Genomic DNA, 26,540 nt, shown 5'->3' with positions numbered 1-26,540 from the left:
CGTTCCGTCAGAGAGCGGCACGGACATAACAACAAAAAACCGTCAAAGAGGCTTCACACATGCGTAAACCAGAACTCGCAGCCGCAATCGCTGAAAAAGCGGATCTCACCAAAGAACAGGCCAATCGCGTCCTCAACGCCGTCCTCGAAGAAATCACCGGCGCCCTGCACCGCAAGGACAGCGTCACCCTGGTTGGCTTCGGCACCTTCCTGCAACGCCATCGCGGCGCCCGCACCGGCAAAAACCCGCAAACTGGCGAGCCAGTGAAAATCAAGGCGAGCAACACCGTTGCGTTCAAACCGGGTAAATCGCTGAAAGATACTGTTAACGCTTAACGCGCAGTACCGTCTCGAAGGGAGGCGGGGCGGTAAGAAGAATGGGCACGCCGACTGGGTTGGGTGCCCATTTTTGTTGGGGCTGATTATGGGCTTGGGCTCAACCGTAGAAATAGTCAAAAAAGCGTTCGTAGTTATCCTCGCCCAACAAGGGGCTGACTTCCTTTTTGAGTAACTTCACGAACGTGCTAGAAAGCTCATCATCGTCGTTGTAGATATCAAAGATGTCGAATTTTCCATGGACGATCTCGACAGTCTTGGCGAATGCCAGCAGGAAATCAGCGAGAGAGTCGGCAATCTTGAACGGTGCTACGGCATCGTAGCTCGCCAGTACGGGTGTGCCTGGCATATCGGTCACCGCGATAACGGGCTTGCCACCGCCTATGTCATCCATGAAAACCAAGTGTTGCGCAGGCCAGTTCCCATTCAACTCAGTCTTGTTGGATTCGCCTGCCCACTTGAAGCCGACTTGACCGTCTTCCAATGCGTCCAAGTTGAAAAAGCAGATGGGGGTCAAGCCCGTTTCGACTTCCACATCGACCGGCTCGCAAAGTTCGTAGAAGGAGTCCATCTCAGCGGACCGAGGCAGGGTTTGCGGCCATTTGGCGTTTGCCTGGCCGTTGTTTTCGAAGCGACCTTCGATGTCAAATTTCTTGTGGACGCGGCGCAGTTCTTTAAATGCGTTATCAAGGGCGCTCATATTCTTCTCCAATGGAAACCTATTTACCGCAGCCGGGTTTTGTAGCCGGTGTCCTGGCTCGGTCGATCAATCGGCCTTTGCCTGCATTACCGTAATTCTTCCTGTGCCCTTGGGGGCTGTTCAAGTGTTCGTCAATGCCACTTGGATGGTTCGCGTTTTGCAAGAATACAATGTTCCGTGGGTCACCTTTCCAGGCCTTGCCCAGTGCACCGTTACCTTCGACACTGTTGATATGGTGGCCGGTGTAACCCGCTTTGGACATCAAAGAGTTCAAGCGGGCATTGCTCTTGGTATTTTCGATCAAGTCTCGCTCATGGGGCGCCCAGTCTCTTGAACCACCACCGCGGCTCACGAGTTCCCGCTCTTCTCCCCAGGCCCGATTAATGGCTGTCCCACGGCCGCCGGCCTTGGGTGTAACGGAATTCTTGGGCTTGTACCGTACCAAATCCTTCGGGTTCAGGCCGTAGGGGTCGATCCACGTCAGTGGATTCGTTGAATACAGGTAAAGATTCAGTCCCCCGGCAAGGCCAATGGGGTCAGGCGTAGTGAAGCGGCCGATGTCCGGATCGTAGTAGCGAAAAATATTGTGATGTAGGCCGGTTTCCCGGTCCAGGTACTGCCCCTGGAATCTCAGGTTCTGTTCTTCGATGTAGTAGGGTTCACGCGTTTCCCGAACGGTGTTTCCCCATACCTGATAGCTGGCTTGCCAAACTGTCTGGCCATCATTTTCCGAAAGCAGCTCGGGCAGCCCGTTCAGGTCATTATGGTAATAGCGCACTTTTTGCTGGGCGCCTGTTCCATCAACCCGAGCCAGGGGTTCGTGGCTTTCGTCACCATAGATATAAAGACTTGTCTGCGCATGTTTGTGCTCTTGCACCAACCGTAACCCGTCCCAAGTGAATCGAGTCTCGCTCAGCAGTTGGCCATTTGCGTCGTGGGTTGTCTTGGATGTTCGTCGGCCCAGCGGGTCATAGGTCATGTGCACGACCGATTGCTGCCCGCCCTGTTCATTTCGTACTTCGATCAGACGATGTTCGGCGTCATAGGCGAAACGCTGGACGCCGCGCTTGGCACTGCGCTTCTCGATCATCCGGCCGAAACCGTCGTAGCGATAGCGTTTGTCCTGGAAAGTCAGGAGCTTGTTGTGCACCACCAGCCCGGCCCCGGGTTGTGGGCCATCGAGCAGGTTGGCAGCGGCGTCGTAGGAATAGGTTTCGTGTCGTGCTGCAAAATTGTCCTGGCTGGCGATGACTCGGTCGGTTGCATCGTAATGCAGCAATTGACGGTGCTGGCCATCGGTCTGTTGCTCAAGCTTGCCCACCAAGTTATCGGCGGTGTCGTACTCGAACTGTTTTTGTACTGCGCCAGGCAGTACAGATGCCCGGGTGATGTGGCCGCGTTCGCGGGAGCGCAGACGGCCACAGCGATCATAATGCTGGCGTGTACTCAGATACCCCTGAGTACGCAGTACTTCACGGTGTAGACGGTCGCGCTCGAAATCGCTGATGACACGTCCGTCTAGGTTTATCTGATGGAGGTGCCCGCTGCCGTAATAGAGGCGGTTGAGCCAGCGCCCATCGGGTAAGCGCGTCTGGTTGAGGTTTCCCAGCTCGTCGTAGTGATGCTGTAACGCACCTGCTGCGGTTTTCTCCTCTACAGCTCGACCCAGGGCGTCATAGCTGAAGCAGACGGTTTGTTGCTGGCCTGTCTTATGGGTAAAGGTGACAGCCTTGAGTTGGTCCAGTAAGTCGTAGGTGTACTCAGTACGGCCATCATCGGTGACCTTGCCCACCAGTCGCCCTGCCGCGTCGCGCTCAAAGTCATGCACGACAGTCGGTTCGAGCACGGCCGTGACTACTGCCATCCCGCTACCGTACGGTGCTGCAACCGCTTCCATGCGCGAAATATTGTTCAGTACGTCGTAGTGATAGCGGCGGATACTCCCATCCAAATCCTGCTGTTCGGTCACACGATCATTGGCGTCCCATTCGAAGCGATATCGTTCGCCGTTCTCGTTTGTCAACGTGCGCAGCCGGCCATAGCTGTCATAGGCAAAGTTGACCTCGCGATTGTGCGCGTCGACGCGCTGGCGGACTTGCCCCTTTCGATTTCGCAGGTAGTGTGTAGAGTGCCCGGCGAAGTCGGTATGAGCCGTTAGTTGGCCGATGGTGTCGCGTTGGAAATACTCAATACGCCCATCCGGAAGTTGAGTGCTCAGCACTCGACCCTGGACGTCGTGTACGAATGTCGTACGCTCACCCAGTGCATCAGTGATGACCTGCAAATAACCTCTTTCGTCGTAGCTGAACCGCGTCGGGTAGCCGGAGCAGTCAATATGCTCAATGAGTTGACCGAACGGGTTCCAACGCAGCCGTTTACTTTTCCCCGTTGCATCGATGATCTCTACCGGTTGTCCGCTGCTGTCGTAGCGATACCGTGTGATATGACCCAGCGGGTCGGTCTCGACAATACAGTTGCCCCGCGAGTCGTAGCGTGAGTGCCAGGTGTTGCCCTCGCTATCAGTCACCGAAACCGGCAACGCCCAATGCTCCAACCACACTATTGAATTATTGCGCCCTAATGGATCGCTCTCGCCGATCAGGTTGCCGGGGTCATCGTAGCTGTACGCATAGCGGCCACCCTGCGGGTTAGTGGCACTGAGCAGTTGGCGCTCGTCGTTCCACTCAAAAAGCCAGGTCTGACCGAGATTGTCGTTGTACTCAATGATTTGGTGCTGTGCGTTCCAATACCGGGAACTGACGCGCTGTAAGCCGTCGCTGATGCGCGTGAGACCGGCTTGCAAGTCGTAGTCGAACTGATAGGCGTCGCCGTCGTCGGTCCAATGTCGAACCACACGCCATTCCATGTCTTCAACCAACGCCCACTCATAAAAGCAGCGCAATCCGGTGGGCAGTTGGTGCTCCACCATCCGGCGACCGTTGTCGTAAACAAAGCGACGCTGTATCTGGCCGGTCGCGTCGCGTACTTCGGCTAGGCTTGCGGCTGCGTCGTAGGCATAGCTGACGAGCACTTCACGACGCTGGTCGGGGTACACACGCTCGATTCGCGCCAATAGACCTTGATCGCGGATCAGCTCCACCTGCACAAGGTCGAACGTGTCGCGCAGCCGCACCAGGCGTCCGGTTTCGTCGTAGTCGATATGGATTCGGTTGTCATTGCGGTCGCCGAGCTGGCTCAGGCGCAACTGCGACGGGCTGGCAGTGGGTTCGAACAAGCGGTACAGACCATCATCACTTTCGATCAGCAACTGCCCATTGAGGTGTCGCCGCACGGCGAGCCCTTCACCGGCGCTGAATACTGCGCCGCCCAACGGGATCGAACCCATGTCAATCGGGCGTCCCTGCTCGTCGGTGTACACCAACGTCTCGCCGCCTTCGGGATGCGCACGGATCTCTACGCACACTTCATAGGGCACGCTCCAGCCAGCACCAAACAGGCTGCCCGAGCGTTCGTCGCGGCTGTTGTAGAAGCGTTGCCAGTCAATCGGCAGGATGCCGGGCAGCACAAAATCCAGTTCCTCGACATCGCCCAGTACCTTCGCGCCCGTCGCCGCATGCACCGGATTCGATGAGCCCATCGCCGCGTTGGCCATTGCGCCCATCGCACTGCTGACAGCCATCGAAGTCGCGCCGCCGATCAACATGCACGGCAGCTTGCTGAAGAACTTGCCCTTGCCGCCCTTGAGCATCAGCAACGCCGTCACCGCCAGCCCGACGCCCGGTGTCTTGCCGCTGCGAACCTCACGCACCACCACCGAGCCGCCGCCAATGGTCACGTTGGAGGAGATCAGCCCCGACGACACCACCGTTGCATCGCAGGTGCTGCGATCACCGCTGCGCACCGCCGGCTGGCCGTTGATCGTGACCTTGTCCGAACCCTCGGCCAGAAACTGCGGTGGCATCGGCGGGTGCTTCATGCACACGACCACGTCCAGCGGCTTGGGCACGGCGCCGGGAGCCGGTGTCGCAACGGTCGGACGCCACATCTGCGAGAAGAAACTCTCGGCCATGTCCAGATAGCTGGCTTCGGGTTCAGGCGCGGGCTCTTCCAGCTCGGTACCGGCTGGCGCGACGTGGGAACTGATCGCCCCGGCGGCACGGGCGGCGGGGATGCTGTTGGTCAGTGTGTCGGTGGAACCGGTGAGAATGTTGGCCTGCACCGTGGGCGGAAACAGCGCGTTGCTGAAGCTGTCGCATAAATTCGTCAGGCCTTTGTCCGCGCCCGTCTTGCTCATGGCCAGGCCGACAATCGTGCCCACAACTGCGCCCAACAGGAAGCAGCCGAGCCCGCCGGTGGCGACGGTAATGCCGGTGGCCGCGACCACGGCAGCGGTCGCCACGGCGGTGATCGCGATATTAGCCGCCACCTCCAGCACACCACCGAGGATATCGGCCATCATGGAAGTGTGGGTCAGCGCATCGCCCATGCGGGCAGCCCAGAGTGCGTCAGGCACGCGTTTTGTCCAGCGTCACGGCATTCACTTGAGATTTTCCAATGCCAGTTGGTCTCTTGGTCTGGTTACGACATGCTCATCAAAGCAGTTCTGACGCGCCATTCACCACAGCTTGTCTTTCAAGCCCTCGCTTGCCAGGCAGCAGCGTGGTAGTGAAAATGGCACGCCGACTGAGTTGGGACGCCCACCTTAATATGGGTTTCAATGGTCCAGTGCTGCATGGATTTTCACTAGTTGCTCTTTGTATTTCTTACTGTTGGGTATGCGTATGCCTTTCAGATAAGCATCCAGTTGTTCAGGTGCGTTCTCAAGGAAGAACAGCTCAAGCAAATAGATGATCAGGAAATTTTTATAGAAAGGGAGGGTTTTGACTATTTTATCCTCGTCCTGATTTCCCTCTTGCTCGTGAGCGGTCGACATAAGTGTCGATAGCTTTGCTCTTACGAACGGTACAAGCCCGACTTTACGGTGCTCTAAAAGCTGTTCAAGCGCGTCGATATCTACTTTGGCGATATTGATTTTATTGGCGTCGTGTTGGAAAAGTATGTCCGAGGGCTGACTCTCGTTAATGTCGAGATTCAACTGCTCCTGAACCGCCAGCAACATGGCCTGATAGTGATCGCTCTTTATGAACGCCTTAACGTCGTCAATATTTACCATTTGTCGATACCCGTGATTATTTTGGAAAGATCATATCCGGTATGTCTATAAGGATCCGCGGCCTCATGGTCCCACGGGGTCAGTGCATCGAGGTTTTTTGAATCATGGACGCCCGTACCGCCTGTACGCTGAGGTATATCACGGTGGTGCAGCTCCATCGAAACCACTCTCTCCTCAACCGCGCCCGTCTTGCGGTTGACGACTTCCACTTTCATTTGCGGAGCCAAGCCGTCTTTCATACGCGCCAGGTTATTTTTTGAGTAGCGCGATGCGTTATTGGTCGCCTCCTCCTTCCAGAATTTTTTCCGCGAAGTGCTCCAGCAGGACCAGCCCCATGGGTCGATCCAGCCAAAGGGGTTCGGCGCATAGGTATATAGATTCAACCCCCCGCTCAGGCCAATCGGGTCAGGGGTGGCGAACCTTCCGATATCCGGGTCGTAAAAACGAAAGGTGTTGTAGTGCAGTCCGGTCTCCCGGTCCAGATACTGCCCCTGGAATCTCAGGTTTTGCTCTTCTATGTAGTAAGGTTCACGTACCTCTTTCAAGGTATTTCCCCACACTCGGTAATGGGCCTGCCAAACGCTGGAGCCATCCGCCTCAGTCAACAGCTCCGGCATGCCATTAAGGTCGCTGTGGTAGTACCGGACCTTTTGCAGCGGGCCTGTTCCATCCACCCGCGCCAGCGCTTCATAGCCACTATCACCATAGATATAGAGACTGGTTTGCTGATGACGGTGCTCTTGCAGCAGTTGCGCCGCGTCCCATATGAAGCACGTGTTGCCCAATAAGTGTCCTTTATGGTCCCGCTCGGCTTTCTCTATGCGCCGGCCGAGTGGGTCGTAGGTCATCGTGACGGTATGGCCGCGTTCGTTAAGCACTTCTATCAATCGATTTTCCGCGTCGTAGCGAAAGCGTTGTACGCCATGGCGACCGCTGCGCTTTTCGATCATCCGACCCCAGCCGTCGTAGCGGTAACGTTTATCCTGATAGGTGATCACTTGGTTATGAACGACGAACCCGGTGCCGGCATCTGGTCCATCCAGCAAGTTTGCCGCAGCGTCGTACGCGAAAGTCTCCTGCTGGCCATCCGTACTGTCCTGACTGGCAATAATGCGTCCGGTGGAATCGTAATGGAACAACTGACGGTGTTGGCCGGAGAGATGTTGATCCAACTTGCCGACAAGGTTATCTGCCGGGTCGTATTCGAAATGTTTCTGTATCGCGCCGGGTCGCCTGTAGAGTGGGCCTGTCTGTTGCCGTGAGCGCGAGCGCAAGCGACCGTTGCGGTCGTATTCGCTGCACGTACTGATCTGGCCTTGGGTGCGTAACACTTCACGGTGCAGACGGTCACGTTCGAAATCAGTTATCACCTGGCCGTCCAGATTGATCTGATGCAGGTGGCCACTGCCGTAGCGCAAACGACTGAGCCAGCGACCATCGGGCAATTGGGTCTGGATCAGATTACCCAGTTCGTCATAGTGATGTTCAAGCGTGCCTGAGTGGCTAGCTTCTTTCAGCAGTTGCCCAAGGCCATTATAGGCAAACGTCAACTCCTGGCGTCGCCCGTGCCTGTCGGTGAATGTAGCCGCCACCAATTGGTCTGTAGGTGCGTAGGTATAGTCAGTGATGCCATCCACGGTCTCTTTTTGGGTGAGCCGTCCCACTGCATCCCGTGAAAGCTGATAAACGAGGGGGGCCGTGGGGGTTGATGGCATAAGGTCGAGCCTGTTCCCATAAGGTGCGGGTACGAGGCTGACTGTCACTATGTTGTTCAGCGAGTCATATTCATATCGTTTGCTACTGCCATCGAGGTTGTACTGCTCTGCCAATCGGTCCCCATCGTCCCAGGCGAACCGGTAGCTCTCGCCATTCTCGTTGGCCAGCGTTTGCAATCGTCCGTAGGCGTCATACCCAAACTGAACCTGCCGGCCATGTGCATCGATGCGCAGGCGTACTTGGCCTCGGCGATTATGTTGATAGAGCGTGGTATGTCCCGCAGTATCAATGTAATTTACCAGTTGCCCGCTGGCGTCACGTTGAAGGTGCTCTGTTCGTCCGTCCGGAAACTGAGTCATGAGCAACCGACCACGCGGGTCATGGCCGAATTGAGTTCGCTCACCCGAGGCATCGGCGATGACTGCCAGATAGCCCCGACTGTCATAGCTCAAGCGCGTCGGGTAGCCGGAGCAGTCAATATGCTCGATCAGCTGTCCCAGAGAGCTCCAACGCAGCTTTTTGCTCTTGCCCATCGCGTCGACGATCTCCACGACCTGCCCGTGTACGTCGTAACGGTAGTGGGTGCTATGCCCCAGTGGGTCGGTTGCACAAATACAGTTTCCGCGTGCGTCATATCGGTAGTGCCAGCTGTTTCCAGCGGGATCCGTCTGTATCAGCGGCAAAGCCCAATGCGCCAGCCACAGGGTTGAGTCAATACGCCCCAGGGGGTCTTGCTCACTGATCAGGTTTCCGGTTTCGTCATAGTTGAACGAGTACCGCCCGCCTTGAGGATCGGTCGCACTCAGCATCTGACGTTCGTCATTCCACTCGAACCGCCACGTTTGGCCAAGGTTGTCCGTGGACGAAATGATCTGGTGCTGCAGATTCCACAGACGCATGCTCACGCGCTGCAAATTGTCGGTGATACGTGTCACCCCTGCGCTCAAGTCGTAATCGAATCGGTACTCATCGCCCTCATCGGTCCAGTGCCGAACGACACGCCATTCGCGCCCTTCAACCAAGCCCCAATCGTAAAAACACCGCAACCCAGTGGGCAGTTGATGCTCGGTCATCCGCAGGCCAGCGTCGTAGGCGAAGCGCCGTTGGACATGACCGGTCGCATCAGTAACGGTGGCTAAACTGCCGTTCAGGTCATAGCTATAACTGGCGAGCGTTTCCCGGCGTTGATCGGAGTGAATACGCTCGACCCGGATTACCCGATCAAGCTCGCGGACCAGCTCAATCTGCACCAGCGTGAAGGTATCTCGCAGGCCGACCAGGCGCCCTTGTGGGTCATACTCGAGGAAAATACGGTTGTCATTTCGGTCGCCCAACTGGCTCAGGCGTAGCACTGATCGGGCTGTCGGGGTTGGATCAAACAAGCGATAGAGACCGTCATCTCGCTCGATCAACAATTGACCGTTACGATGACGCCGAACACTCAAACCCTCGCCTGGACTGAACATCGCGCTGCCCAGCGCCACCGAACCCAGGTTGATACGCCGACCCTGTTCGTCGGTGTAGATAAGTTCTTCGCCGCCATCCGGATGCGCCAGGATTTCTACGCTTACCTCATACGAAACGCTCCAGCCCGCGCCAAACATGCCGTCGCGGCGCTCATCCCGACTGTTGTAGAAGCGCTGCCAATCGATCGGCAAGATACCTGGCAATACGAAGTCCAGTTCGGTATCGCCTCCCAACACTTTCGCCCCTGTCGCCGCATGCACCGGGTTGGGTGAACCCATCGTCGCATTGGCGGCAGCGCCCATGGCCTGGCTGACCGCATAGGATGAGACGCCGCTGAGCAACATGCAGGGCAAGTCGCTTAGCGCCTTGCCTTTCGCTCCTTTGAGCATCATCAGCGCTTCAATCGCCAGCCCAACGCCTGGCGTCTTGCCGCTACGAATCTCTTGCACCACCACCGTTCCGCCACCAATCGTGACGTTCGGCGAGATCAAACCCGACGACACCACCGTCGCGTCGCACATGCTGCGGTCGCCGCTGCGCACGGCGGGTTGGCCGTTGATGGTGACCTTGTCCGAACCTTCGGCGAGAAGCTGGGGCGGCATCGGCGGGTGACGGGCGCACAGCACCATGTCGGTAAGCGCAGGCACAACGCCTGGAGCTGGCGTTGCGACGGTTGGTCGCCAGAGTTGGGAGAAGAAGCCCTCGGCCATATCCAGAAAGCCTGGTTCTGCTTGCGGCATAGAGTCGGGCTCAGGTGGCGCTTGTTCGAGTTCAGTGCCCGCAGGCGCAACATGAGAAGGAATTGAACCTGCCGCTCGGGCCGCCGGAATGCTGTTGACGAAAGTATTGGTTGAACCCACCGCAATCGTCGCTTCCACCACGGGCGGAAACAGTGCGTTGCTGAAATCCTCGCACATCTTACTGAGGCCCTTATCGGCCCCCGTCTTGCTCATTGCCATGCCGACGACGATGCCCACCACCGCGCCGAGGATGCAGCCGCCAATACCGGCGGTTGCGACCGTCACACCTATTGCCGCCGCCACCGCAGCGGTTGCGAGTGCCGTAATCGCCACGTTGGCCGCCACCTCCAATACACCGCCGAGGATATCGGCCATCATGGAAGTGTGGGTCAGCGCATCGCCTAGCCGGGCAGCCCATAACGCGTCAGACATGCAATTGGCTCATCAAGAAATAGCGTCAAACGACAGCGAGTTTTTTATCAGCGCCCAATGCGCCGCCTCGGTATCTCCAAGCTTGTCCGCCTTCACGTAACTCAACGCGAGCATTTTGCGCGTGCCCGGTATCACCAACGCCAGCTGATACTGGAACACCTTGTCATTGCCCTTGTTGAATTGGCTGCGCAGTTCGATGCCTTCGACTTCCTGCGCGGCACCCAGGCGCACGTCGACGCCCGGTTGGTAACGCAAGTCCTGCACCTGTTTTTCCAGGCGCTGGAGCTGGTCATTGAAGTTGCTGTGCAGGGTTTCGCCATCGGCCAGCAAGCTGCGGCTGATGATTAGGGACGTGCCCAGTTCGGGGAACTTGAGGATGTTGATCGTCGCGTCCTGAAGCTCGCCGGCCGGCAGTTGAAGCTGGAATTCGTTGATTCGGTACGTCATGGCAAACAGGTCTCGTCAGGAACTTTTAGGCGCGGGAAACGCGGCTTTGATATTGGCGTCGATACTGGCTTTGACGCCCTGGCCGTCGGGCGTGGCGCCAGCGCCGCCACCATTGTTCAGGTGCAGCACGCCGCCGGTGTTGAACTCGGCATCGCCGCTGGCGTAGAAGCTGATCTGCACGCCGGTCAGGTTGATCTGCCCGCTGGCGTTGAGCTCCAGAATGCTTTCGCCGCAGACCAGACGCAGGTTTTCACCCACTTCGATCACGTAGCTCTGGCTGATGCTGTCGGTCTTTCTCTGGCCCACCGAGAGGATGTCTTCCTGCTTGACGACGCGCAGGCGGTTGTTGCCAATGGTCACCGTCTCGTTGTGCCCAATGCTTTTATTACGGTCATGCCCCACCGAATGGCTCTCATCCACCTCCACCACGATGTCCTGATTACGCTCGGCATGAATGTACAACTGCTCCAGGCCCTTCTTGTCCTCCATGCGGATTTCATTGAAGTTGGCCGGTGTGCCGCCCTTGCTGGAGCGGCTTTTCATACCGCTTTGGGTAGCGTTTTCCGGCAGATCGTAAGGCACCGTCTGCTCGGCGTTGTACACCCGCCCTGTGATGATCGGCCGGTCGGGGTCGCCTTCGAGGAAGCTGACAATCACTTCCTGGCCGATCCGTGGGATCTGCATCGAGCCCCAGTTCTTGCCGGCCCAGGATTGCGACACGCGAATCCAGCACGAGCTGTTTTCGTTGGATTGGTCATGGCGGTCCCAGTAGAAGTGCACCTTCACGCGGCCGTATTGGTCGGTCCAGATTTCCTCGCCTTTGGGGCCGACCACCAGCGCGGTCTGCGGGCCTTTGACGATGGGGCGATAGGTGCTCGCCAGGGGGCGGAAGCTTTGTTGGGCGTCGATGCAGGTCAGGCTGCTTTCAAACTGCGCCGAGCCTGAGCCGCCGCCGCTTTCCAGGCTTTCCTGGACGATGAGATAGCGACAGCCGACGATCAGGTATTCGCGGTTCTGGTCCTGGCGACTGAAGCCGGTGAGGCTGAACAGGTGGCCCGAACCGAGGCCGCGGGCATTGCCGTTGAACTCGATCTGCTCATGCAGGGTTTGCAGGGCTTCGATGCGGGTGCGCGCGTAGTGTTCGCCGTCGGCGCTTTGCACATAGGTGCCGGGGTAGTCATACAGCGGGTAATCGCCGGCAGTGTGCGGGCGCGGCATGGCCGAGCGCACGTCGATGCTGGCGCTGGGGCGCTGGAAGTCGTAGTCGTTGAGCTCCAGGGAGCCTGGCTGCACTTCCTGCGCCAGGTGCCAGTTGTGCATGTGGTCGCGTTCGCGCTGCTGCTCATCCTTGGGGTAATACGGGATCGACGCATAGCCCGGCACGGTGGTGTGGGCGCCATAGGCGTCGGCCAGCACCAGCACGTGGCGGTCCTGTTCATGGCGGAAGAAGTAGTAGATGCCTTCCTGTTCCATCAGGCGGCTGACGAAATCGAAGCTGGTCTCGCGGTACTGCACGCAGTATTCCCACTCGCGGTACGGCCGGCTCAGGGCGTCTTCGAAGTCGGAAAAACCCAGGTCGCGGAACACCTGCTTGATGATCTGCGGGATGCTCTGGTTCTGGAAAATCCGGCAGTCCGAGGTGCGGCTGAGCAGCCAGAACCACGGGCGCAGCGTCACTTGGTAACTGGCGAACTGGCCCCGGTCGATGTTCTGGCTGCAGCGCGCAACGATGCCGTGGAAGTGCCGCTCGCCACCGTCCGCCAGTTGCACACCGACGCTCATCGACTTGCCCAGCAACTGGTTGAGATCGATGTTGGCGTCCAGGGACGTCAGTTGCAGCTCATAGTTGAACAGCCGCCCCAGTTCTTCACCGCCGCCCATTTCATTGAGCAACAGCACATCCGGCCCGAGGGGGCTGGTGATCTTGGCCAGGCGTGAGGCTTGGTTAAAAAGCATCGAAGTACCCTAATAGCTGAAGGAACCCAATCCAAATGTGGGAGGGGGCAAGCCCCCTCCCACATTTTTTTCCGCGTTCCGTCAGGTCAATCGTTGAACTGGTAGTGCAGCTCGTTATCCCGGCTGCTGATCCGCACCCCCGCCAACGCCTTGCCTTCGAGCATGCGCGTGAGGAATTCACGGCTCATGTCCGGCAACAGGCTGTTGGTGAGGATGGTGTCGATCATGCGCCCGCCGCTTTCGGTTTCGGTGCAGCGCGAGACGATCAGGTCGACCACCGCGTCGTCGTAGTCGAAGGCGACTTTGTGGGTGCTCTCCACACGCTTCTTGATGCGCCCCAATTGCAGGCGGGTAATCGCCTTGAGCATCGTGTCACTCAGCGGGTAGTACGGAATCGTCACCAGGCGGCCCAGCAGCGCCGGCGGGAAAATCTCCAGCAGTGGCTGGCGCAGGGCCTTGGCTATTTCCTCGGGCTCGGGGATGTTCGCCGGGTCTTTGCAGACCTGGGAAATCAGCTCCGTGCCGGCGTTGGTGGTCAGCAGGATCAGGGTGTTCTTGAAGTCGATCACCCGGCCTTCGCCGTCCTCCATCACGCCCTTGTCGAACACCTGGAAGAAGATCTCATGCACGTCCGGGTGGGCTTTTTCCACTTCGTCCAGCAGCACCACGCTGTAGGGCTTGCGCCGCACCGCTTCGGTCAACACGCCGCCTTCGCCGTAGCCGATATAGCCCGGTGGCGCGCCCTTGAGGGTCGATACCGTGTGGGCTTCCTGGAATTCGCTCATGTTGATGGTGATCACGTTCTGCTCACCGCCGTACATGGCTTCGGCCAGGGCCAGGGCGGTTTCGGTCTTGCCCACGCCCGAGGTGCCGGCGAGCATGAACACGCCAATCGGCTTGCTCGGGTTGTCGAGGCCGGCGCGGGAGGTCTGGATGCGCTTGGCGATCATCTGCAAGGCATGGTCCTGGCCGATGATGCGTTTCTTCAGGTGCTGGTCGAGGTTGAGCACGGTTTCCAGTTCGTTGCGCGCCATGCGGCCCACCGGAATACCGGTCCAGTCGGCGACCACCGAGGCCACGGCCTGGTAATCCACGGTCGGCAGGATCAGCGGGGTTTCGCCTTGCAGCGCGGTGAGGCGCTGTTGCAAGTCGATTAATTGCGCACGCAATTCATCGTTGCCGCTGTCCACCACCCCGGCTTTTTCACGCAGGGTTGCGCGGGTGGCGAGCAACTCGTCCACCAGGGTTTTCTCTTCGGCCCAACGGCTTTCCAGTGTCGCCAAGCGTTCACGTTCGCTCGTCAGCAAGGCTTCGCTGTTGCTCTGGCGTGCACCAATGTCGATGCCGATGGCATGCTCGCGGGCGATGATTTGCAGCTCGGTTTCCAGGGCTTCGATGCGGCGGCGGCTGTCGTCCACTTCGGCCGGTACGGCGTGCAGGCTGATGGCGACGCGGGCGCAGGCGGTGTCCAGCAGGCTCACGGATTTGTCCGGCAACTGGCGCGCCGGGATGTAGCGGTGCGACAGCTTCACCGACGCTTCCAGCGCTTCGTCGAGGATCTGCACCTGGTGGTGTTTTTCCATGGTCGAGGCCACGCCGCGCATCATCAGCAGGGCTTTGTCTTCCGACGGCTCGGCGACTTGCACCACCTGGAAACGGCGGGTCAGGGCCGGATCTTTCTCGATGTGCTTCTTGTACTCGGCCCAGGTAGTGGCGGCCACGGTACGCAAGGTGCCACGGGCGAGGGCGGGCTTGAGCAGGTTGGCCGCATCGCCCGTTCCGGCGGCGCCACCGGCACCCACCAGCGTATGGGCTTCGTCGATGAACAGGATGATCGGCTTGGGTGACGCCTGAACGTCTTCGATGACCTGGCGCAGGCGCTGTTCGAACTCACCTTTCATGCTGGCGCCGGCTTGCAGCAGGCCCACGTCGAGGCTGCGCAGTTCCACGTCTTTCAGTGCCGGCGGCACATCACCGGCGACGATGCGCAGGGCAAAACCTTCGACTACGGCGGTCTTGCCTACCCCGGCTTCACCGGTAAGGATTGGGTTGTTCTGGCGTCGGCGCATGAGGATGTCGACCAACTGGCGAATTTCTTCATCGCGGCCAACAATCGGGTCTAGCTTGCCGCTGCGCGCCTGTTCGGTCAGGTCCACGGTGAAACGCTTGAGCGCTTCCTGCTTGCCCATCGCGCTCGGCGCCATCGCGCCGCTGGCTTCGCCTGGCACCCCGGCGTCGAAGCCGTCGCTGGCGCTAAGGGCATTTTCCGGCGAGTCGCCGACGTACTCGTCAAAGCGTTCGCTCAGGGCCTCGGCCTTGATCTTGTCGAACTCCGACGACAAGCCCAGCAACCCATGGCGCAAGCTTGGCGTCTTGAGGATGCCCAGCACCAGGTAACCGGTGCGCACCTGGCTTTCGCCGAACATCAGGCTGCCGTAGACCCAGCCGCGTTCCACGGCTTCTTCCACATGGGAGGACAGGTCGGTGATCGACGTCGAGCCGCGCGGCAGGCGGTCCAGGGCTTCGGTCAGGTCACGGGCCAGGCGCGCCGGCTCCACGTTGAACTGGCGGATGATGCGGTGCAGGTCCGAGTCCTGCAGTTGCAGCAACTGGTGAAACCAGTGGGCCAGTTCCACATACGGGTTACCGCGCAATTTGCAGAACACCGTGGCGGCTTCGATGGCCTTGTAGGCCACGCTGTTGAGTTTGCCGAACAACGCGGCGCGACTGATTTCACCCATGCTCTGGATTCCTTGAGGTGGTGGCGTGATCGGCGTAATGCCGGGCCAGGATTAGGTCGTTGGCGTCAACCGCAGGGCGGCCGAGCCAGGTGTTGAAGCCCAGGCGGAACTGACCGTTGAGTTGCAGCGCCGGTACTTCGGGTTGTTGCAAAACCAGGTTCAGATCCCAGTCCAATTCATGGCCCAGGTACTCGGCGACCCACGCCACCAGCTCGTTGAACGGCTGTTGGCCGGGCAGCATGCCCATGTAGTCATCCAGCGTGAGCGGGCCGAGGCGAATACGAAATTTATGCTGGCGGTCCCACACATGGCTGCCCAGGCAGAAGTCCACGCCCAACCGGTTGGCGCTGACACTCACGCGGCTGCGCTCGGGCAGTTCCAGCCATTGGCCGACGTATTCTTCAATCGCCACGGGCAGGCCGAAATACTCGCTGAGGATCGCCTTCAAGCCGTCCGGATAACGGGTCTGTGCGGATAAATGGCCGCTGTAATGCAGCTTCGCGGTGTCGGGAATCAGCCCTTGGTTGAGCAGGCTTGGCATGCCCCGGCCACTCAGGGCGGCGAGGCGTGCAGACCAGTAGTCATCGTCCGGGCGGTCATGGCTGACCGTCGGCCGGGCCTCGGCCCAGGCGCGGTAAAACAGGCTGAGCAGACGGTGATGGAACACGTCCAGGAACTGCTTGCTGGTGCTGTCGGCGTTGTTGCGCTGGCGCTCACGCACATACTCGGTGATGTGCAGCGGCAGCGGGCCGTTGGGGCCGCCGAGGCCGAAAAAGAACTGCTCCAGCCGCGCCGGCTTGCCGTCGCCACCGGGATCGACGGAGGCCAGCGTGGCCGGGGCGAAGGTGCAATCGGCCTGTTGCCCAAGACGCAGCGGGTCATCGGCCAGGCGCAGGGAATGGCCCAGGCGCGGCAGCTCGGGCGATTCGCACTCGATACGCCGCAATGCCTGGAAGAAATCGTATTCCCAGGGCTCCTGATGCATCGCATCCAGGGTACTCACAGGGTCGGACGCCGCCCGGGCTTGGCTTTCCATCGCATGATCTCGCCGCGTTCGGTGGTACGGATCACCGTCTCGGTAAAGCTGTTGATCGACACGTAGCGTGCCAGGAAGCGTTCCAGCACCGCACCGAGCAGGAACACGCCGGTGCCGCGAAACGCGTTTTCATCGAATTCCAATGTGATCTCAAGGCCACGGCCAAACACAATCGGGCCGGGCATCGGCAGGCGGCGGGTCACGGCTTTGCTGCTGACGTCGCGCAGGCCTTCGATCTGCAATTGCAGCGCCGCATCGTTGCTGTCGCCGTACAGGCGCAGCAGTTCGCGCAAGGCGCCGGCGCCCTGGCCTTGCTCGCTCAAAGACAGGTAGTTGAGTGACAACTGGCTGATCAGGCGCCAGGCCTTGGCGTCATGGGCATGGCTGGCACGCGGGCGACTCGGGCCCGCCACGCAGCGCACGGCCAGCACCGGGGCGCTGTCGGCCAGGGTGAAGTCGGTCTTGCCATTGCCCACGCTCATGAACAGCGATAAATCGCGGTTGGTGCACAGCGCCGTCACGCCCAGTTGGCGCAAGTCGTGGCCGTAGGGTGCCTGGCGGCTGTCCACCAGGCTGACGAAGGTTTCGCTGCCCACGTAGGTGGAGCGCGGGCCGTTGCGACGTTGGTCGCTGGACAGCACGCGGGGCTCGCGACGCACCGTGTAGTAGGCCTGGTCACGGCCGTAACGGGACGGGTCACGCACCGCGTAGAACGGCAAAAACGGCTGCTCCGGCCCGGTGCCGTGGCCGGTGATGCCGCTGAGCGAGTGAATCTCGAAATCCATCGGCCGCGTGCGGTCGGCGATCACATGGTGTTCGTTGACGCGGTCGGACAAGTGGATACGGTCCACGCGCTTGGGGAACAGGTTGATCGCCGGCGTGCAGAACGGCAGGAACTGCGCCGCGCCGACGCTGCCTTCCAGGCTCGGTTCGTGGCGGTCGAACAGCACGATCAGCTCCAGTTCCTGGCCATCGCAGCGTTTGACCGCACGGCTCAGCTCGGCGAATTCGACGAACAGGAAGCGATGGGGCAGGGCGAAGTACTCCTGCAACAACCGATAGCCCTGAAACGCCCGTGCTACCACTGGCATGGCCGCGTCGGCATCGTCAAAACCCCGGGAGCGCAGTGCGTCCTGGGGCAAGCGCTCAACCCAATCGCCACCGGGCTTGCGCGCGAACACCGCACAGGCGTTGCCCAGCAGTTGCTCGTAGAGGCGGAACGGTTGCTCGTCGGCGCCGCTGAGGTAGAGCGGCAGGTTGTCCAGGTCGAGACTGTTGAACGGCAATTCGGCGCCGGTGCGCAGGGTCAGGCGCAAACCGGCCTTGGCCTTGGGTTCGCTGGCGGCCAGGCGGCCGAGCACGGCGGCGGGGTTGCCGAAGTATTCGGCGTTGCTGACCTGCAACGGCCACAACGTCACCGGGTGGGCGGTGCGGTACTCGCAGCAGGTCTGGGTTTCGCGGCCCAGGGCGGCGCGCAACACGGTGTCGCGGGGCAGGGGGAAACCACTGGCCAGGGAGCCTTCGTCGGGATCGGTCTGCAACTGCACCACGGTCATCGACGGGGTTGGCGCCAGGTAATGCGGGTAGGCGATTTCCAGCAGGTTGTGGGTGAAGGTCGGGTACTCGGCGTCGAGCTTGAGCTGTACGCGGGCCGTGAGGTAGGCAAAGCCTTCGAGCAGGCGTTCGACGTACGGGTCGGCGCAGTCCATACCGGACAACGTCAGCCGACTGGCGATCTTCGGGTATTCCTTGGCGAACTCGGCGGCGCTTTCGCGCACGTGGTGCAGTTCCTGGTTGTACAGCTCCAGCAGGCGCGGGTTCATGGGCGTCTCCGCTGGTCGGCATTGACCACGCGCACGTGGCCGGATTCCAGGTCGAGGTCGGTTTGCAGCAACAGGCGCAACGGCACCGGCTGCGCCCACAGGTCGCCTTCGATCTCGAAACTCAGGGCGTTGTGGTTCATTTCGCCATGGCCGACACGGGCTTTGACCCGCAGGGTGTGGCGCAGAATGCGTGGCTCAAAGGTGGCGATGGCCTGGTAGATCAGGGCTTCCAGGGCCTTGATATCGACACTGGAAACGCTGTTGCCGGCGAGCGCCGGCAGGCCGTAATTGACCACCGAAGTGCCGGCCGGGGTGTGCAGCGTGGCATCGGCATCGAGCAACGACGTGGTGTTGAGCAGCCACGCCAGGTCGCGCAAGACCGAGGCTTTCAATTGGGTCAGGGACAGCACGCGTTTGTCGGCGCTTTCCTTCGGGTTGGTTGGATCGTCGTCGGTCAGCCGGTCCAGCAAGGACGGCTGCAGACGGTCGCGGGAAGCGATTTCAGTTACCACCAAAGCAGCTCCACGGACGGGTTGCGAGAGAAACAAAATGTCTTGGGCCATGGCGCGAAGCCATGGCCACAAGGGCTATCAGCGCTTGGTGTTGGAACGGATGTTCCAGCCAAACTTGATCGCGCCGCCGTCTTTGGTGCCGTCGGCTTTCTGCGGCTGGTAGTCGACCATCACTTGGGCGAAGTTCAGCGTGACGTTCTCGGTCAGGCGGTCATCGGAACCCGAACCACCGGTGCTCAGGGAAGTGACCAGCACTTCTTCCAGGTTGATCACCATGTACTCGACCTGGCTTTCACCACCGGCCTTGCGCACGGTCAGCTTGACCTTGTCGATGTGCTTGCCGCTGGCGCAGTGCATCATCAGGTTCGGCGACGCTTTGTCGACGTACTTGGTCAGCGACAGGTCCTGGATATTCACCTTGCCCGCGCCGCCACCGCCGCCCACGTGCATGTTGCCGGACTGGGCCATGCCCCAGCTCCAGTTCAGTACGTCGATTTCGTCCTTGTGGGCCTTGTCCATGGACTCGCCCTTGATGTCGCCGATCTTGATGAAAATATCAACAGCCATGTTTTCTCCCTGTGTGGCGCTTGCCACTGAATTTGAGTTACTCCAAATGGGCAGTGCTTTTGTGTGGGAGGGCGCTTGCCCCCGATGCAGGCACCTCGGTGTGTCAGTCACACCCCAGTGATGCTATCGGGGGCAAGCCCCCTCCCACAGAAGAGCCAGCTCATCCGTGGGTTAGGCGCTCTTGGCCGAAGGCAGCTTCGATACCAGGCGCAGCGACACGGTCAGCCCTTCAAGCTGATAGTGCGGGCGCAGGTAGAACTTGGAGTTGTAGTAACCCGGGTTGCCTTCGACGTCTTCCACGATCACTTCGGCGGCAGCCAATGGGTGCTGGGCCTTGGTGGTTTCGGTGGAGTGCGCCGGGTCGCCGTCGACGTAGTTGAGGATCCAGTCCTGCAACCAGCGCTGCATCTCGTCCTTCTCTTTGAAGGAACCGATCTTGTCGCGCACGATGCACTTCAAGTAGTGCGCGAAACGGCAGGTGGCGAACAGGTACGGCAGGCGCGCAGCCAGGTTGGCGTTGGCGGTGGCGTCCGGGTCGTCGTATTCGGCCGGTTTCTGCAACGACTGGGCGCCGATGAACGCGGCGAAGTCGGTGTTTTTCTTGTGCAGCAGCGGCATGAAACCGTTCTTCGCCAGCTCCGCTTCACGGCGGTCGCTGATGGCGATTTCGGTCGGGCACTTCATGTCCACGCCACCGTCATCGGTAGGGAACGTGTGGGCCGGCAGGTTTTCCACTTCACCACCGGACTCCACGCCACGGATGCGCGAGCACCAGCCGTAGTGCTTGAACGAACGGTTGATGTTCACCGCCATCGCGTACGCGGCGTTGGCCCAGGTGTACTTGGAGCTGTCGGCACCGTCGGTGTTTTCTTCGAAGGCGAAAGCTTCCACCGGGTCGGTCTTAGCGCCATACGGCAGGCGCGCCAGGAAGCGCGGCATGGTCAGGCCGATGTAGCGCGAGTCTTCCGATTCACGCAGCGAGCGCCAGCCGGCGTATTCCGGGGTGGTGAAGATCTTGGTCAGGTCGCGCGGGTTCGACAGTTCCTGCCACGAGCCCATGCCCATCACGGTCGGCGAGGCCGCAGCGATGAACGGGGAGTGCATGGCGGCGCAGACTTTCGACAGCTCGCCCAGCAGCTCGACATCCGGAGGCGACTGGTCGAAGTAGTAGTCGCCTACCAGGCAACCGTACGGTTCGCCGCCGAACTGGCCGTATTCTTCTTCGTACATCTTCTTGAAGATCGGGCTCTGGTCCCACGCGGTGCCCTTGAATTTCTTCAGGGTCTTGTGCAGGTCCGGCTTGGAGATGTTGAGCACGCGGATCTTCAGCTGCTCATCGCTCTCGGTGTTGTTGACCAGGTAGTGCAGGCCACGCCAGGCACTTTCCAGCTGCTGGAAATCCTGGTGATGGATGATCTGGTTGACCTGGGCGGTGAGCTTGGCGTCGATGGCGGCGATGATCGATTCGATCGATTTGATCGCGTCGTTGGACACCAGGTCAGTCTGGGCCAGTGCCTGTTCAGCCAAAGTGCGCACGGCGGTTTCCACGGCTTCGCGGGCACGCTCGGTCTTGGGCTTGAATTCTTGCATCAACAGCGAGGCGAACTCGCTGGTTTCTTCGGTGGCGCCGAGGTTGAGCGCGCCTTCGCGGGCGGTATTGTCAGTCATGATTATTGGTCCCCTGCAGGCTTGGGCGCGCTGGCAAGTGCTTGAAGCAGTGCCGGGTCCTTGATTGCCTTCATGATGATTTCTTCAGCGCCCGTCTTGCCGTCCATGTAGGTCAGCAGGTTGGCCAACTGGGTGCGGGCTTCGAGCAGTTGCTTGAGCGAGTCGACCTTGCGGGCCACGGCGGCCGGGCTGAAGTCGTCCATGCTTTCGAACGTGATATCCAGGCTCAGGTTGCCTTCGCCGGTCAGCTCGTTCGGTACGTGGAACGCTACGCGCGGCTGCATGGCCTTGAGGCGCGAGTCGAAGTTGTCGACGTCCACTTCAAGGAACTTGCGATCAGCCACTGGCGCCAGAGGCTCGGCAGGTTTGCCGGCGAGGTCGGCCATCACACCCATTACGAAGGGCAGCTGGACCTTTTTCTCGGCGCCGTAGAGCTCGACGTCGTACTCGATCTGCACCCGAGGCGCGCGGTTGCGCGCGATGAATTTCTGAGAACTTTGCTTCGCCACGTTGCTGCTCCTGGTCGCTTGAGCGACGGTGTTGTTACTGCGCAGTCGGCCGGCTTACTCGCCGTCCGGGCCACGCAGGTTTTCAAATTGGGACATGCCATCGGGAATCAGATTGCGCACGATCGCCGCAAAGTCGGCATGCACCAGGTTCTTCGCCCGGTTCAACAGCACCGGCAGCGGGCTCGAAGGCTCGTGACGGGTGTAGTACGCAAGGATCTTGTCGAGGCTGCGCAGCACCTCATCGCGGCTGGCGATGTCGCCGGCCGGGCGGGGTGCGGCAGGGGCAGCGGCGTACTCGACCGAGGGGGCATTGTCGTCACTGACGGCCTCGGGTTCGCTGCTGCCTTGGGTGTCTGGAACCGCTTGGTTGAGCACTTGCAGCGCTTGCTTGAGCGGTTGCTTCAAGAGGGTAAGGTCCACGCCCTGGGCGGAACCGACCTGGTCGCTGACCTGCTGCTCGATGGCTTCGCAGGCCGCACGGGCGGCACTCAAGGCGTCGCGGGTGGCTTGCAGGTGTTCGGGGTCGCTGTCGAGGAACGCGGCGTGCAGTTGCTGGGCGCCGAGTTGTTCATCGGGGAAATTCATCAGGCCGCTGGCGTTCAGTGCAGCGCGCAGGCTCACGGGGCCGAAGGTGCGCGAGCGCGTGAGGATGCTTTCGCGCAGCAGGCGAATGGTCGCGTCGCTGGTCAGGCCGGACAGGGCGTTGATGCGCACAGTCGGGTCGTTATCGTCGTCGGCATCCAGGCGCGGGTGCAGATCGGTCCAGTATTCGCGCAGCAGGGCGTTGATCAGCGTCAGGACGTCGGCCAGCCCGGCCACACCCTGGAGGGCGAGGGAGCTTTGCAGGAGGAAATGGGTGATGCGCAGGTCTTTGCTGCGCTGCAGCAAGTCGAGGCTCTGCTGCTGGATGCTGCGCCATTCCGGCGGCTCAGCGGGCAGGATGGAGTCACCCATGCTGCGCTCAGGCTGGCCCTTGGCATCACGCTCCAGTTGGAGAAATTGCGCGTCATACTCCATGTCTTCGCCACAGGGCGAAGTCGCGGAAACGGCGGTGAGCAGCAACGGCACATCCACTGAAATTGATCTCCCTATCAGCCCGTTAGATGTCGGGCAATTCATGCATTAGTTGCGCAAGGAACTTTGCATGGTTTCTTGGTCATATAAGCACAATGCTATTAATGTGCCATCATTGGTGTTCAAGAAGTTGTGCATTTTTGGTGTAGTACTTATGCCTTGTCAAGGTAAGCTATTCGCCCTCTGTGACAGATGTGCGGTGCTTAACAACCTGCGCGACCGGTGGGTCGAACGGCGCACCGGGACAGGATTTTTGTCATAGAGCCCAGTTAAGATCAGCGATCATGCTGGCATCAGCAGTTTGTAGACGGTCGGATGCACGACCTGATGGGGCTCTCTCGGGAAACGCTGTCCCGGGAATCGCCCGCGCGCGAAGTATCAGCAAGGAGGCAAGATGTCGCTGTGTTTGACTATCACTAGTTATCACAAGATCACCCCAGGGCAATGCGCCGAAAAGTCCATGAGTCAGGGCTCGATGGCGATCGGCCGCAGTTCGGATAATGACTGGGTACTGCCTGATCCTGAGCGGCTGGTGTCTTCGCAACACTGCGTTATTCAATACAAGGACGGCCGTTATTATTTAACCGATAACAGCACCAACGGTGTGGAGTTGGTTAACGCCGGTGTGCGCATGCGCCGGGGCAATAGCGAGCTGCTGCAAAATGGCGAGCTGATCCGCATCGGCGACTACGAGATTCAGGCGCGTATCGATTTCAATGTGCAGGCCGTCGATAACCAGCCGTTTGCCGGTGAGTCGCCGAACAGCTTTGAAGCGCTGATGGGCGCCGTGGTCAGTGCGCCGGTAGCCACGCCCGTGATCGCGCCGCAGTTCCAGGGCGCCTCGGCGATGGACACCCTGCCGGACCTGTTCGACTTCCTCAGCCCCACCGCCGTACCGCCGCCGACCGTGCCGGACCACGTGCCCTCCGAGCAACATGACTTCCGCCCGCCGACGCCAGTGGCTGCGCCTGTCGTTGCAGCGCCCGTGGCGTCGGGCTCGGTGATTCCTGAAGACTGGGACTTGTTCGGTGACGCGCCCGCGCCCGCGCCGGTGGCCAGCACGCCGCCGCCCAGCACGCCGCCGCCCCTGGCACCGACTCCACCGCCCACTGCGCCGGTCATCGCGCCGCCACCTGTGGTCGAGCCCGTGCTCCCCGTGGCCGACAGCCAGCAACCCGACCTCTTGCAAGCCTTCCTGCGTGGCGCCGGCCTCGACCAGTTGCGTCTGGACAACGCCCAGGCCGAAGCCCAGATGGAAAGCATCGGTCGCAGCTACCGGCTGATGGTCGAAGGCCTGATCGACGTGTTGCGCGCCCGCGCCAGCCTCAAGGGCGAGTTCCGCATGCAGCAGACGATGATCCAGCCTGCTGAAAACAATCCGTTGAAATTTGCCCCGAATGCCGAGGAAGCGTTACTGCTTTTGCTTCGCCATGGCAACCAAGCGTTTATGGCGCCGGACCTTGCCGTGCGGGACAGTTTCGACGACTTGCGGGCCCACCAGCTGGCCGTGATGGCCGGGGTGGAAGCCGCGATCAAGCACTTGCTCACGCGATTCGAACCAACCCAGCTGGAGGAACGCATGGGCAAGCCCGGCGGGCTGTCGAGCCTTTTCAACGGCTCGCGCCAGGCCCAGTACTGGCAGCAGTTCACCGAGCTTTACGGCAATATTTCCCGCGAGGCCCAGGAAGACTTCCAGGACCTGTTCGGCCGCGAATTCAGCCGAGCCTACGAAGAACACAGCGCGCGACAGCGTCGCTAACGCCACGCCGCAACAACGGATCAACGGATAGCTAAGTACGTCATTGAGGACGCAGGATGATTCCCAGGTTTTTACTCGCAGTCGCCACCGCGCTGCTGCTGACGGCGTGTGCCAACGACGCGGTCAAACCCGAAGCGGCGGTCGAGGAGCAGGCGGATACCGCTGCCGTCGAATTGCACTTCCACGCAATTTCCGGGCTTAACCCCGGCGCCAACGGCCAGGCCGCTCCAGTGCGCGTGCGCATTTTCGAACTGAAAAACGCCGCCACCTTCGGCCGTTCCGACTACTTCGCCTTGGCGGACCGTGCCCAATCGACCCTCGGCCTGGACCTGCTGGACCAGGACGAAGTGATGGTCCAGCCCGGCCAGCAACTGAGCATCCAGCGCGACCTCGACCCGTCCACGCGCCAGATCGGCTTGCTGGTGGGTTACCGCGAGTTGGACCGTGCGCAATGGCGCGCGGTAATCAACGTGCCAGCGCGCCAATACACCGAATACCAGATCAGCCTCGATGTGCGTGCCGTGCGCGCCGACGTCGTGGTTTCCCCATCCAGCCCTGCCCAATAACAAGCAATCGGAGCCCCCATGTCCTGGAACAATCGCGTGGTCTGGTCGGAAGGCATGTTCATCGGAACGCAGCACTTCCAGCAGCATGACCGTTACCTGGAAAACCTGATCGACGCCCGCAGCCGCCCATTGGCCGCCGGTGCCTGGGGGTTTTCCGAGTTGCTGATCGACCAGGGCCTGCTGGCCCAGGGCAAGCTGGCCATCGTCTCGGCACGGGGTCTGCTGCCTGACGGCACGCCGTTCAATATCCCCCAGGATGACCTGGCACCAAGCCCGCTGAACATCGACGACAACCTGCGCGACGGCCTGGTGTACCTGGCCTTGCCGCTCAAGCGCGCCGGTGCGCGGGACACGGTTGATGAAGGCGAAGCCCTGGAGGCTGCGCGCTACGTAAGCCAGGTGCGCGAAGTGCGCGACGACAACGCCCCGTTCGAGAACCGCGCGCCAGTGGCCGTGGGTTCCCGTGCGTTGCGCCTATTGACCGCCCAGGACGGCATCAGCGACTACGCCGCCATTGGCCTGGTGCGCATCAAGGAAAAGCGCGCCGACCGCGCCCTGGTGCTCGATGACACCTACATTCCACCGGTATTGGACGTGGCCGCGAGCAAACCGCTGACCGCGTTTCGCAGCGAACTGCTGGGCCTGTTGCACCAGCGCGGCGAGGCCCTGGCCGGCCGCGTGGTCGCGTCGGGCGCCGGTGGTGCATCGGAGATTGCTGATTTCATGCTGCTGCAACTGGTCAACCGCGCCCAGCCGCTGATCCAGCATTTTAGCCAGTTGAGTCCGCTGCACCCGGAGCGCTTCTTCAGCGAACTGGTGAGCCTGGCCGGTGAGTTCTCGACCTTTTCCACTGCGGGCCGTCGTCCCCAGGAATACCCGCAGTACCAGCACGATGACCTGGCCCTGAGCTACGCCCCGGTGATGGCTGCCTTGCGTGAAGCGCTGTCGATGCTGATCGACAGCAAGGCCACGCCGATTCCGATTGTCGAGAAAGCCTACGGCATTCACGTGGCGATGCTTGCCGACAAAACCCTGCTCGACAACGCCAGTTTCATCCTGGTGGTGCGTGCCGATGTGCCCGGCGAAACCCTGCGCGGTCGCTTCGGCCAGCAGAGCAAGGTCGGCGCGGTGGAGCACATCCGCGACATGGTCAACCTGCAACTGCCGGGCATCGGCCTGGTGCCCTTGCCGGTGGCGCCGCGCCAACTGCCGTATCACGCGGGCAGCACCTATTACGAGCTGGACCGCGGCAGTGAGCATTGGCAGCAACTGAGCAACTCCGGCGGTTTTGCTTTCCACATCGCCGGGCAGTTCCCGGGCTTGAACCTGGCCTTCTGGGCGATCCGAGGATAATCCGC

Annotated in this window: 18 protein-coding genes; 4 read left to right on the top strand and 14 right to left on the bottom strand. The window is 60.5% G+C overall.

From position 1 onward, the window contains the following. Window positions 1–59: 59 nt before the first annotated feature. A complete protein-coding gene (locus tag AB3G88_RS28005; protein WP_003176958.1) occupies window positions 60–335 on the top strand; it encodes an HU family DNA-binding protein in 276 nt (91 codons plus the stop codon). Between the two features lie 100 nt (window positions 336–435). On the opposite strand, the gene AB3G88_RS28000 is transcribed toward AB3G88_RS28005, so the two are convergent. The 14 genes from AB3G88_RS28000 to tssA form a co-directional block, all read right to left on the bottom strand. After that, on the bottom strand, window positions 436–1,035 hold the full coding sequence (locus AB3G88_RS28000) for a hypothetical protein (RefSeq protein WP_099586047.1): 600 nt from the start codon (window positions 1,033–1,035) through the stop codon (window positions 436–438). Between the two features lie 19 nt (window positions 1,036–1,054). Further along, window positions 1,055–5,509: an RHS repeat-associated core domain-containing protein gene (locus AB3G88_RS27995; RefSeq protein ID WP_480452586.1), complete on the bottom strand. Its 4,455-nt coding sequence runs from the start codon at window positions 5,507–5,509 to the stop codon at window positions 1,055–1,057. 201 nt (window positions 5,510–5,710) lie between these two features. Further along, on the bottom strand, window positions 5,711–6,169 hold the full coding sequence (locus AB3G88_RS27990; RefSeq protein ID WP_480452584.1) for a hypothetical protein: 459 nt from the start codon (window positions 6,167–6,169) through the stop codon (window positions 5,711–5,713). Continuing rightward, window positions 6,163–10,524 (bottom strand): RHS repeat-associated core domain-containing protein, encoded by a 4,362-nt coding sequence (locus tag AB3G88_RS27985; protein WP_191946686.1) that lies wholly within the window; start codon window positions 10,522–10,524, stop codon window positions 6,163–6,165. The genes AB3G88_RS27990 and AB3G88_RS27985 overlap by 7 nt, the downstream gene beginning before the upstream one ends. Window positions 10,525–10,536: 12 nt before the next feature. After that, window positions 10,537–10,971, bottom strand: a complete 435-nt coding sequence (locus AB3G88_RS27980) for a DcrB-related protein (RefSeq protein ID WP_099586044.1) — start codon at window positions 10,969–10,971, stop codon at window positions 10,537–10,539. A gap of 15 nt (window positions 10,972–10,986) precedes the next feature. Then, window positions 10,987–12,927 (bottom strand): type VI secretion system Vgr family protein, encoded by a 1,941-nt coding sequence (locus tag AB3G88_RS27975; RefSeq protein ID WP_480452581.1) that lies wholly within the window; start codon window positions 12,925–12,927, stop codon window positions 10,987–10,989. An 86-nt stretch (window positions 12,928–13,013) separates the two neighbouring features. Beyond that, the gene (gene tssH, locus AB3G88_RS27970; protein ID WP_112192775.1) at window positions 13,014–15,668 is read right to left on the bottom strand and encodes a type VI secretion system ATPase TssH; all 2,655 of its coding nucleotides are present in this window, start codon (window positions 15,666–15,668) and stop codon (window positions 13,014–13,016) included. Next, window positions 15,661–16,704: a type VI secretion system baseplate subunit TssG gene (tssG, locus tag AB3G88_RS27965; protein WP_099586041.1), complete on the bottom strand. Its 1,044-nt coding sequence runs from the start codon at window positions 16,702–16,704 to the stop codon at window positions 15,661–15,663. Before tssG ends, tssH begins: the two co-directional genes overlap by 8 nt. Then, window positions 16,668–18,527 (bottom strand): type VI secretion system baseplate subunit TssF, encoded by a 1,860-nt coding sequence (gene tssF / locus AB3G88_RS27960; protein ID WP_480452578.1) that lies wholly within the window; start codon window positions 18,525–18,527, stop codon window positions 16,668–16,670. The genes tssG and tssF overlap by 37 nt, the downstream gene beginning before the upstream one ends. Then, window positions 18,524–19,039, bottom strand: a complete 516-nt coding sequence (gene tssE, locus AB3G88_RS27955; RefSeq protein ID WP_005792513.1) for a type VI secretion system baseplate subunit TssE — start codon at window positions 19,037–19,039, stop codon at window positions 18,524–18,526. The genes tssF and tssE overlap by 4 nt, the downstream gene beginning before the upstream one ends. A 78-nt stretch (window positions 19,040–19,117) precedes the next feature. Beyond that, window positions 19,118–19,606 (bottom strand): Hcp family type VI secretion system effector, encoded by a 489-nt coding sequence (locus AB3G88_RS27950; protein WP_017735732.1) that lies wholly within the window; start codon window positions 19,604–19,606, stop codon window positions 19,118–19,120. A 171-nt stretch (window positions 19,607–19,777) separates the two neighbouring features. Further along, a complete protein-coding gene (tssC, locus tag AB3G88_RS27945) occupies window positions 19,778–21,274 on the bottom strand; it encodes a type VI secretion system contractile sheath large subunit (protein ID WP_099586039.1) in 1,497 nt (498 codons plus the stop codon). 2 nt (window positions 21,275–21,276) lie between these two features. After that, window positions 21,277–21,783, bottom strand: coding sequence for a type VI secretion system contractile sheath small subunit (gene tssB / locus AB3G88_RS27940; RefSeq protein ID WP_017135823.1), 507 nt, complete (start codon window positions 21,781–21,783; stop codon window positions 21,277–21,279). Between the two features lie 54 nt (window positions 21,784–21,837). Then, window positions 21,838–22,857 carry a type VI secretion system protein TssA gene (tssA, locus tag AB3G88_RS27935; RefSeq protein ID WP_112192774.1) on the bottom strand — a complete coding sequence of 340 codons (1,020 nt, stop codon included), beginning with the start codon at window positions 22,855–22,857 and terminating at the stop codon, window positions 21,838–21,840. 394 nt (window positions 22,858–23,251) lie between these two features. Here tssA and tagH point away from each other — a divergent pair, with 394 nt between their 5' ends. The 3 genes from tagH to tssK are packed head-to-tail and all read left to right on the top strand — an operon-like array spanning window position 23,252 to window position 26,535. Then, window positions 23,252–24,616 (top strand): type VI secretion system-associated FHA domain protein TagH, encoded by a 1,365-nt coding sequence (gene tagH, locus AB3G88_RS27930; RefSeq protein ID WP_480452575.1) that lies wholly within the window; start codon window positions 23,252–23,254, stop codon window positions 24,614–24,616. Between the two features lie 56 nt (window positions 24,617–24,672). After that, entirely contained in the window at window positions 24,673–25,182 is a 510-nt protein-coding gene (gene tssJ / locus AB3G88_RS27925) for a type VI secretion system lipoprotein TssJ (RefSeq protein WP_099586036.1), read from the top strand. An 18-nt stretch (window positions 25,183–25,200) separates the two neighbouring features. Further along, window positions 25,201–26,535 carry a type VI secretion system baseplate subunit TssK gene (gene tssK / locus AB3G88_RS27920; RefSeq protein ID WP_099586035.1) on the top strand — a complete coding sequence of 445 codons (1,335 nt, stop codon included), beginning with the start codon at window positions 25,201–25,203 and terminating at the stop codon, window positions 26,533–26,535. The last annotated feature ends 5 nt before the right edge of the window (window positions 26,536–26,540 follow it).

The sequence above is a fragment of the Pseudomonas arvensis genome, assembly GCF_056688935.1.
The sequence above is the reverse complement of the archived record's forward strand: the minus strand, read 5'-3'. Positions and strand labels throughout refer to the sequence as shown.

What these genes read in the sequence shown, in the direction of transcription:
- AB3G88_RS27985 (WP_191946686.1), bottom strand. Translation starts at nt 10,524, where the DNA reads ATGTCTGACGCGTTATGGGCTGCCCGGCTAGGCGATGCGCTGACCCAC.
- AB3G88_RS28000 (WP_099586047.1), bottom strand. Translation starts at nt 1,035, where the DNA reads ATGAGCGCCCTTGATAACGCATTTAAAGAACTGCGCCGCGTCCACAAG.
- tssF (WP_480452578.1), bottom strand. Translation starts at nt 18,527, where the DNA reads ATGAACCCGCGCCTGCTGGAGCTGTACAACCAGGAACTGCACCACGTG.
- AB3G88_RS28005 (WP_003176958.1), top strand. Translation starts at nt 60, where the DNA reads ATGCGTAAACCAGAACTCGCAGCCGCAATCGCTGAAAAAGCGGATCTC.
- tssC (WP_099586039.1), bottom strand. Translation starts at nt 21,274, where the DNA reads ATGACTGACAATACCGCCCGCGAAGGCGCGCTCAACCTCGGCGCCACC.
- AB3G88_RS27990 (WP_480452584.1), bottom strand. Translation starts at nt 6,169, where the DNA reads ATGGTAAATATTGACGACGTTAAGGCGTTCATAAAGAGCGATCACTAT.
- AB3G88_RS27980 (WP_099586044.1), bottom strand. Translation starts at nt 10,971, where the DNA reads ATGACGTACCGAATCAACGAATTCCAGCTTCAACTGCCGGCCGGCGAG.
- tssK (WP_099586035.1), top strand. Translation starts at nt 25,201, where the DNA reads ATGTCCTGGAACAATCGCGTGGTCTGGTCGGAAGGCATGTTCATCGGA.
- tagH (WP_480452575.1), top strand. Translation starts at nt 23,252, where the DNA reads ATGTCGCTGTGTTTGACTATCACTAGTTATCACAAGATCACCCCAGGG.
- AB3G88_RS27975 (WP_480452581.1), bottom strand. Translation starts at nt 12,927, where the DNA reads ATGCTTTTTAACCAAGCCTCACGCCTGGCCAAGATCACCAGCCCCCTC.
- tssH (WP_112192775.1), bottom strand. Translation starts at nt 15,668, where the DNA reads ATGGGTGAAATCAGTCGCGCCGCGTTGTTCGGCAAACTCAACAGCGTG.
- AB3G88_RS27950 (WP_017735732.1), bottom strand. Translation starts at nt 19,606, where the DNA reads ATGGCTGTTGATATTTTCATCAAGATCGGCGACATCAAGGGCGAGTCC.
- tssJ (WP_099586036.1), top strand. Translation starts at nt 24,673, where the DNA reads ATGATTCCCAGGTTTTTACTCGCAGTCGCCACCGCGCTGCTGCTGACG.
- tssG (WP_099586041.1), bottom strand. Translation starts at nt 16,704, where the DNA reads ATGGAAAGCCAAGCCCGGGCGGCGTCCGACCCTGTGAGTACCCTGGAT.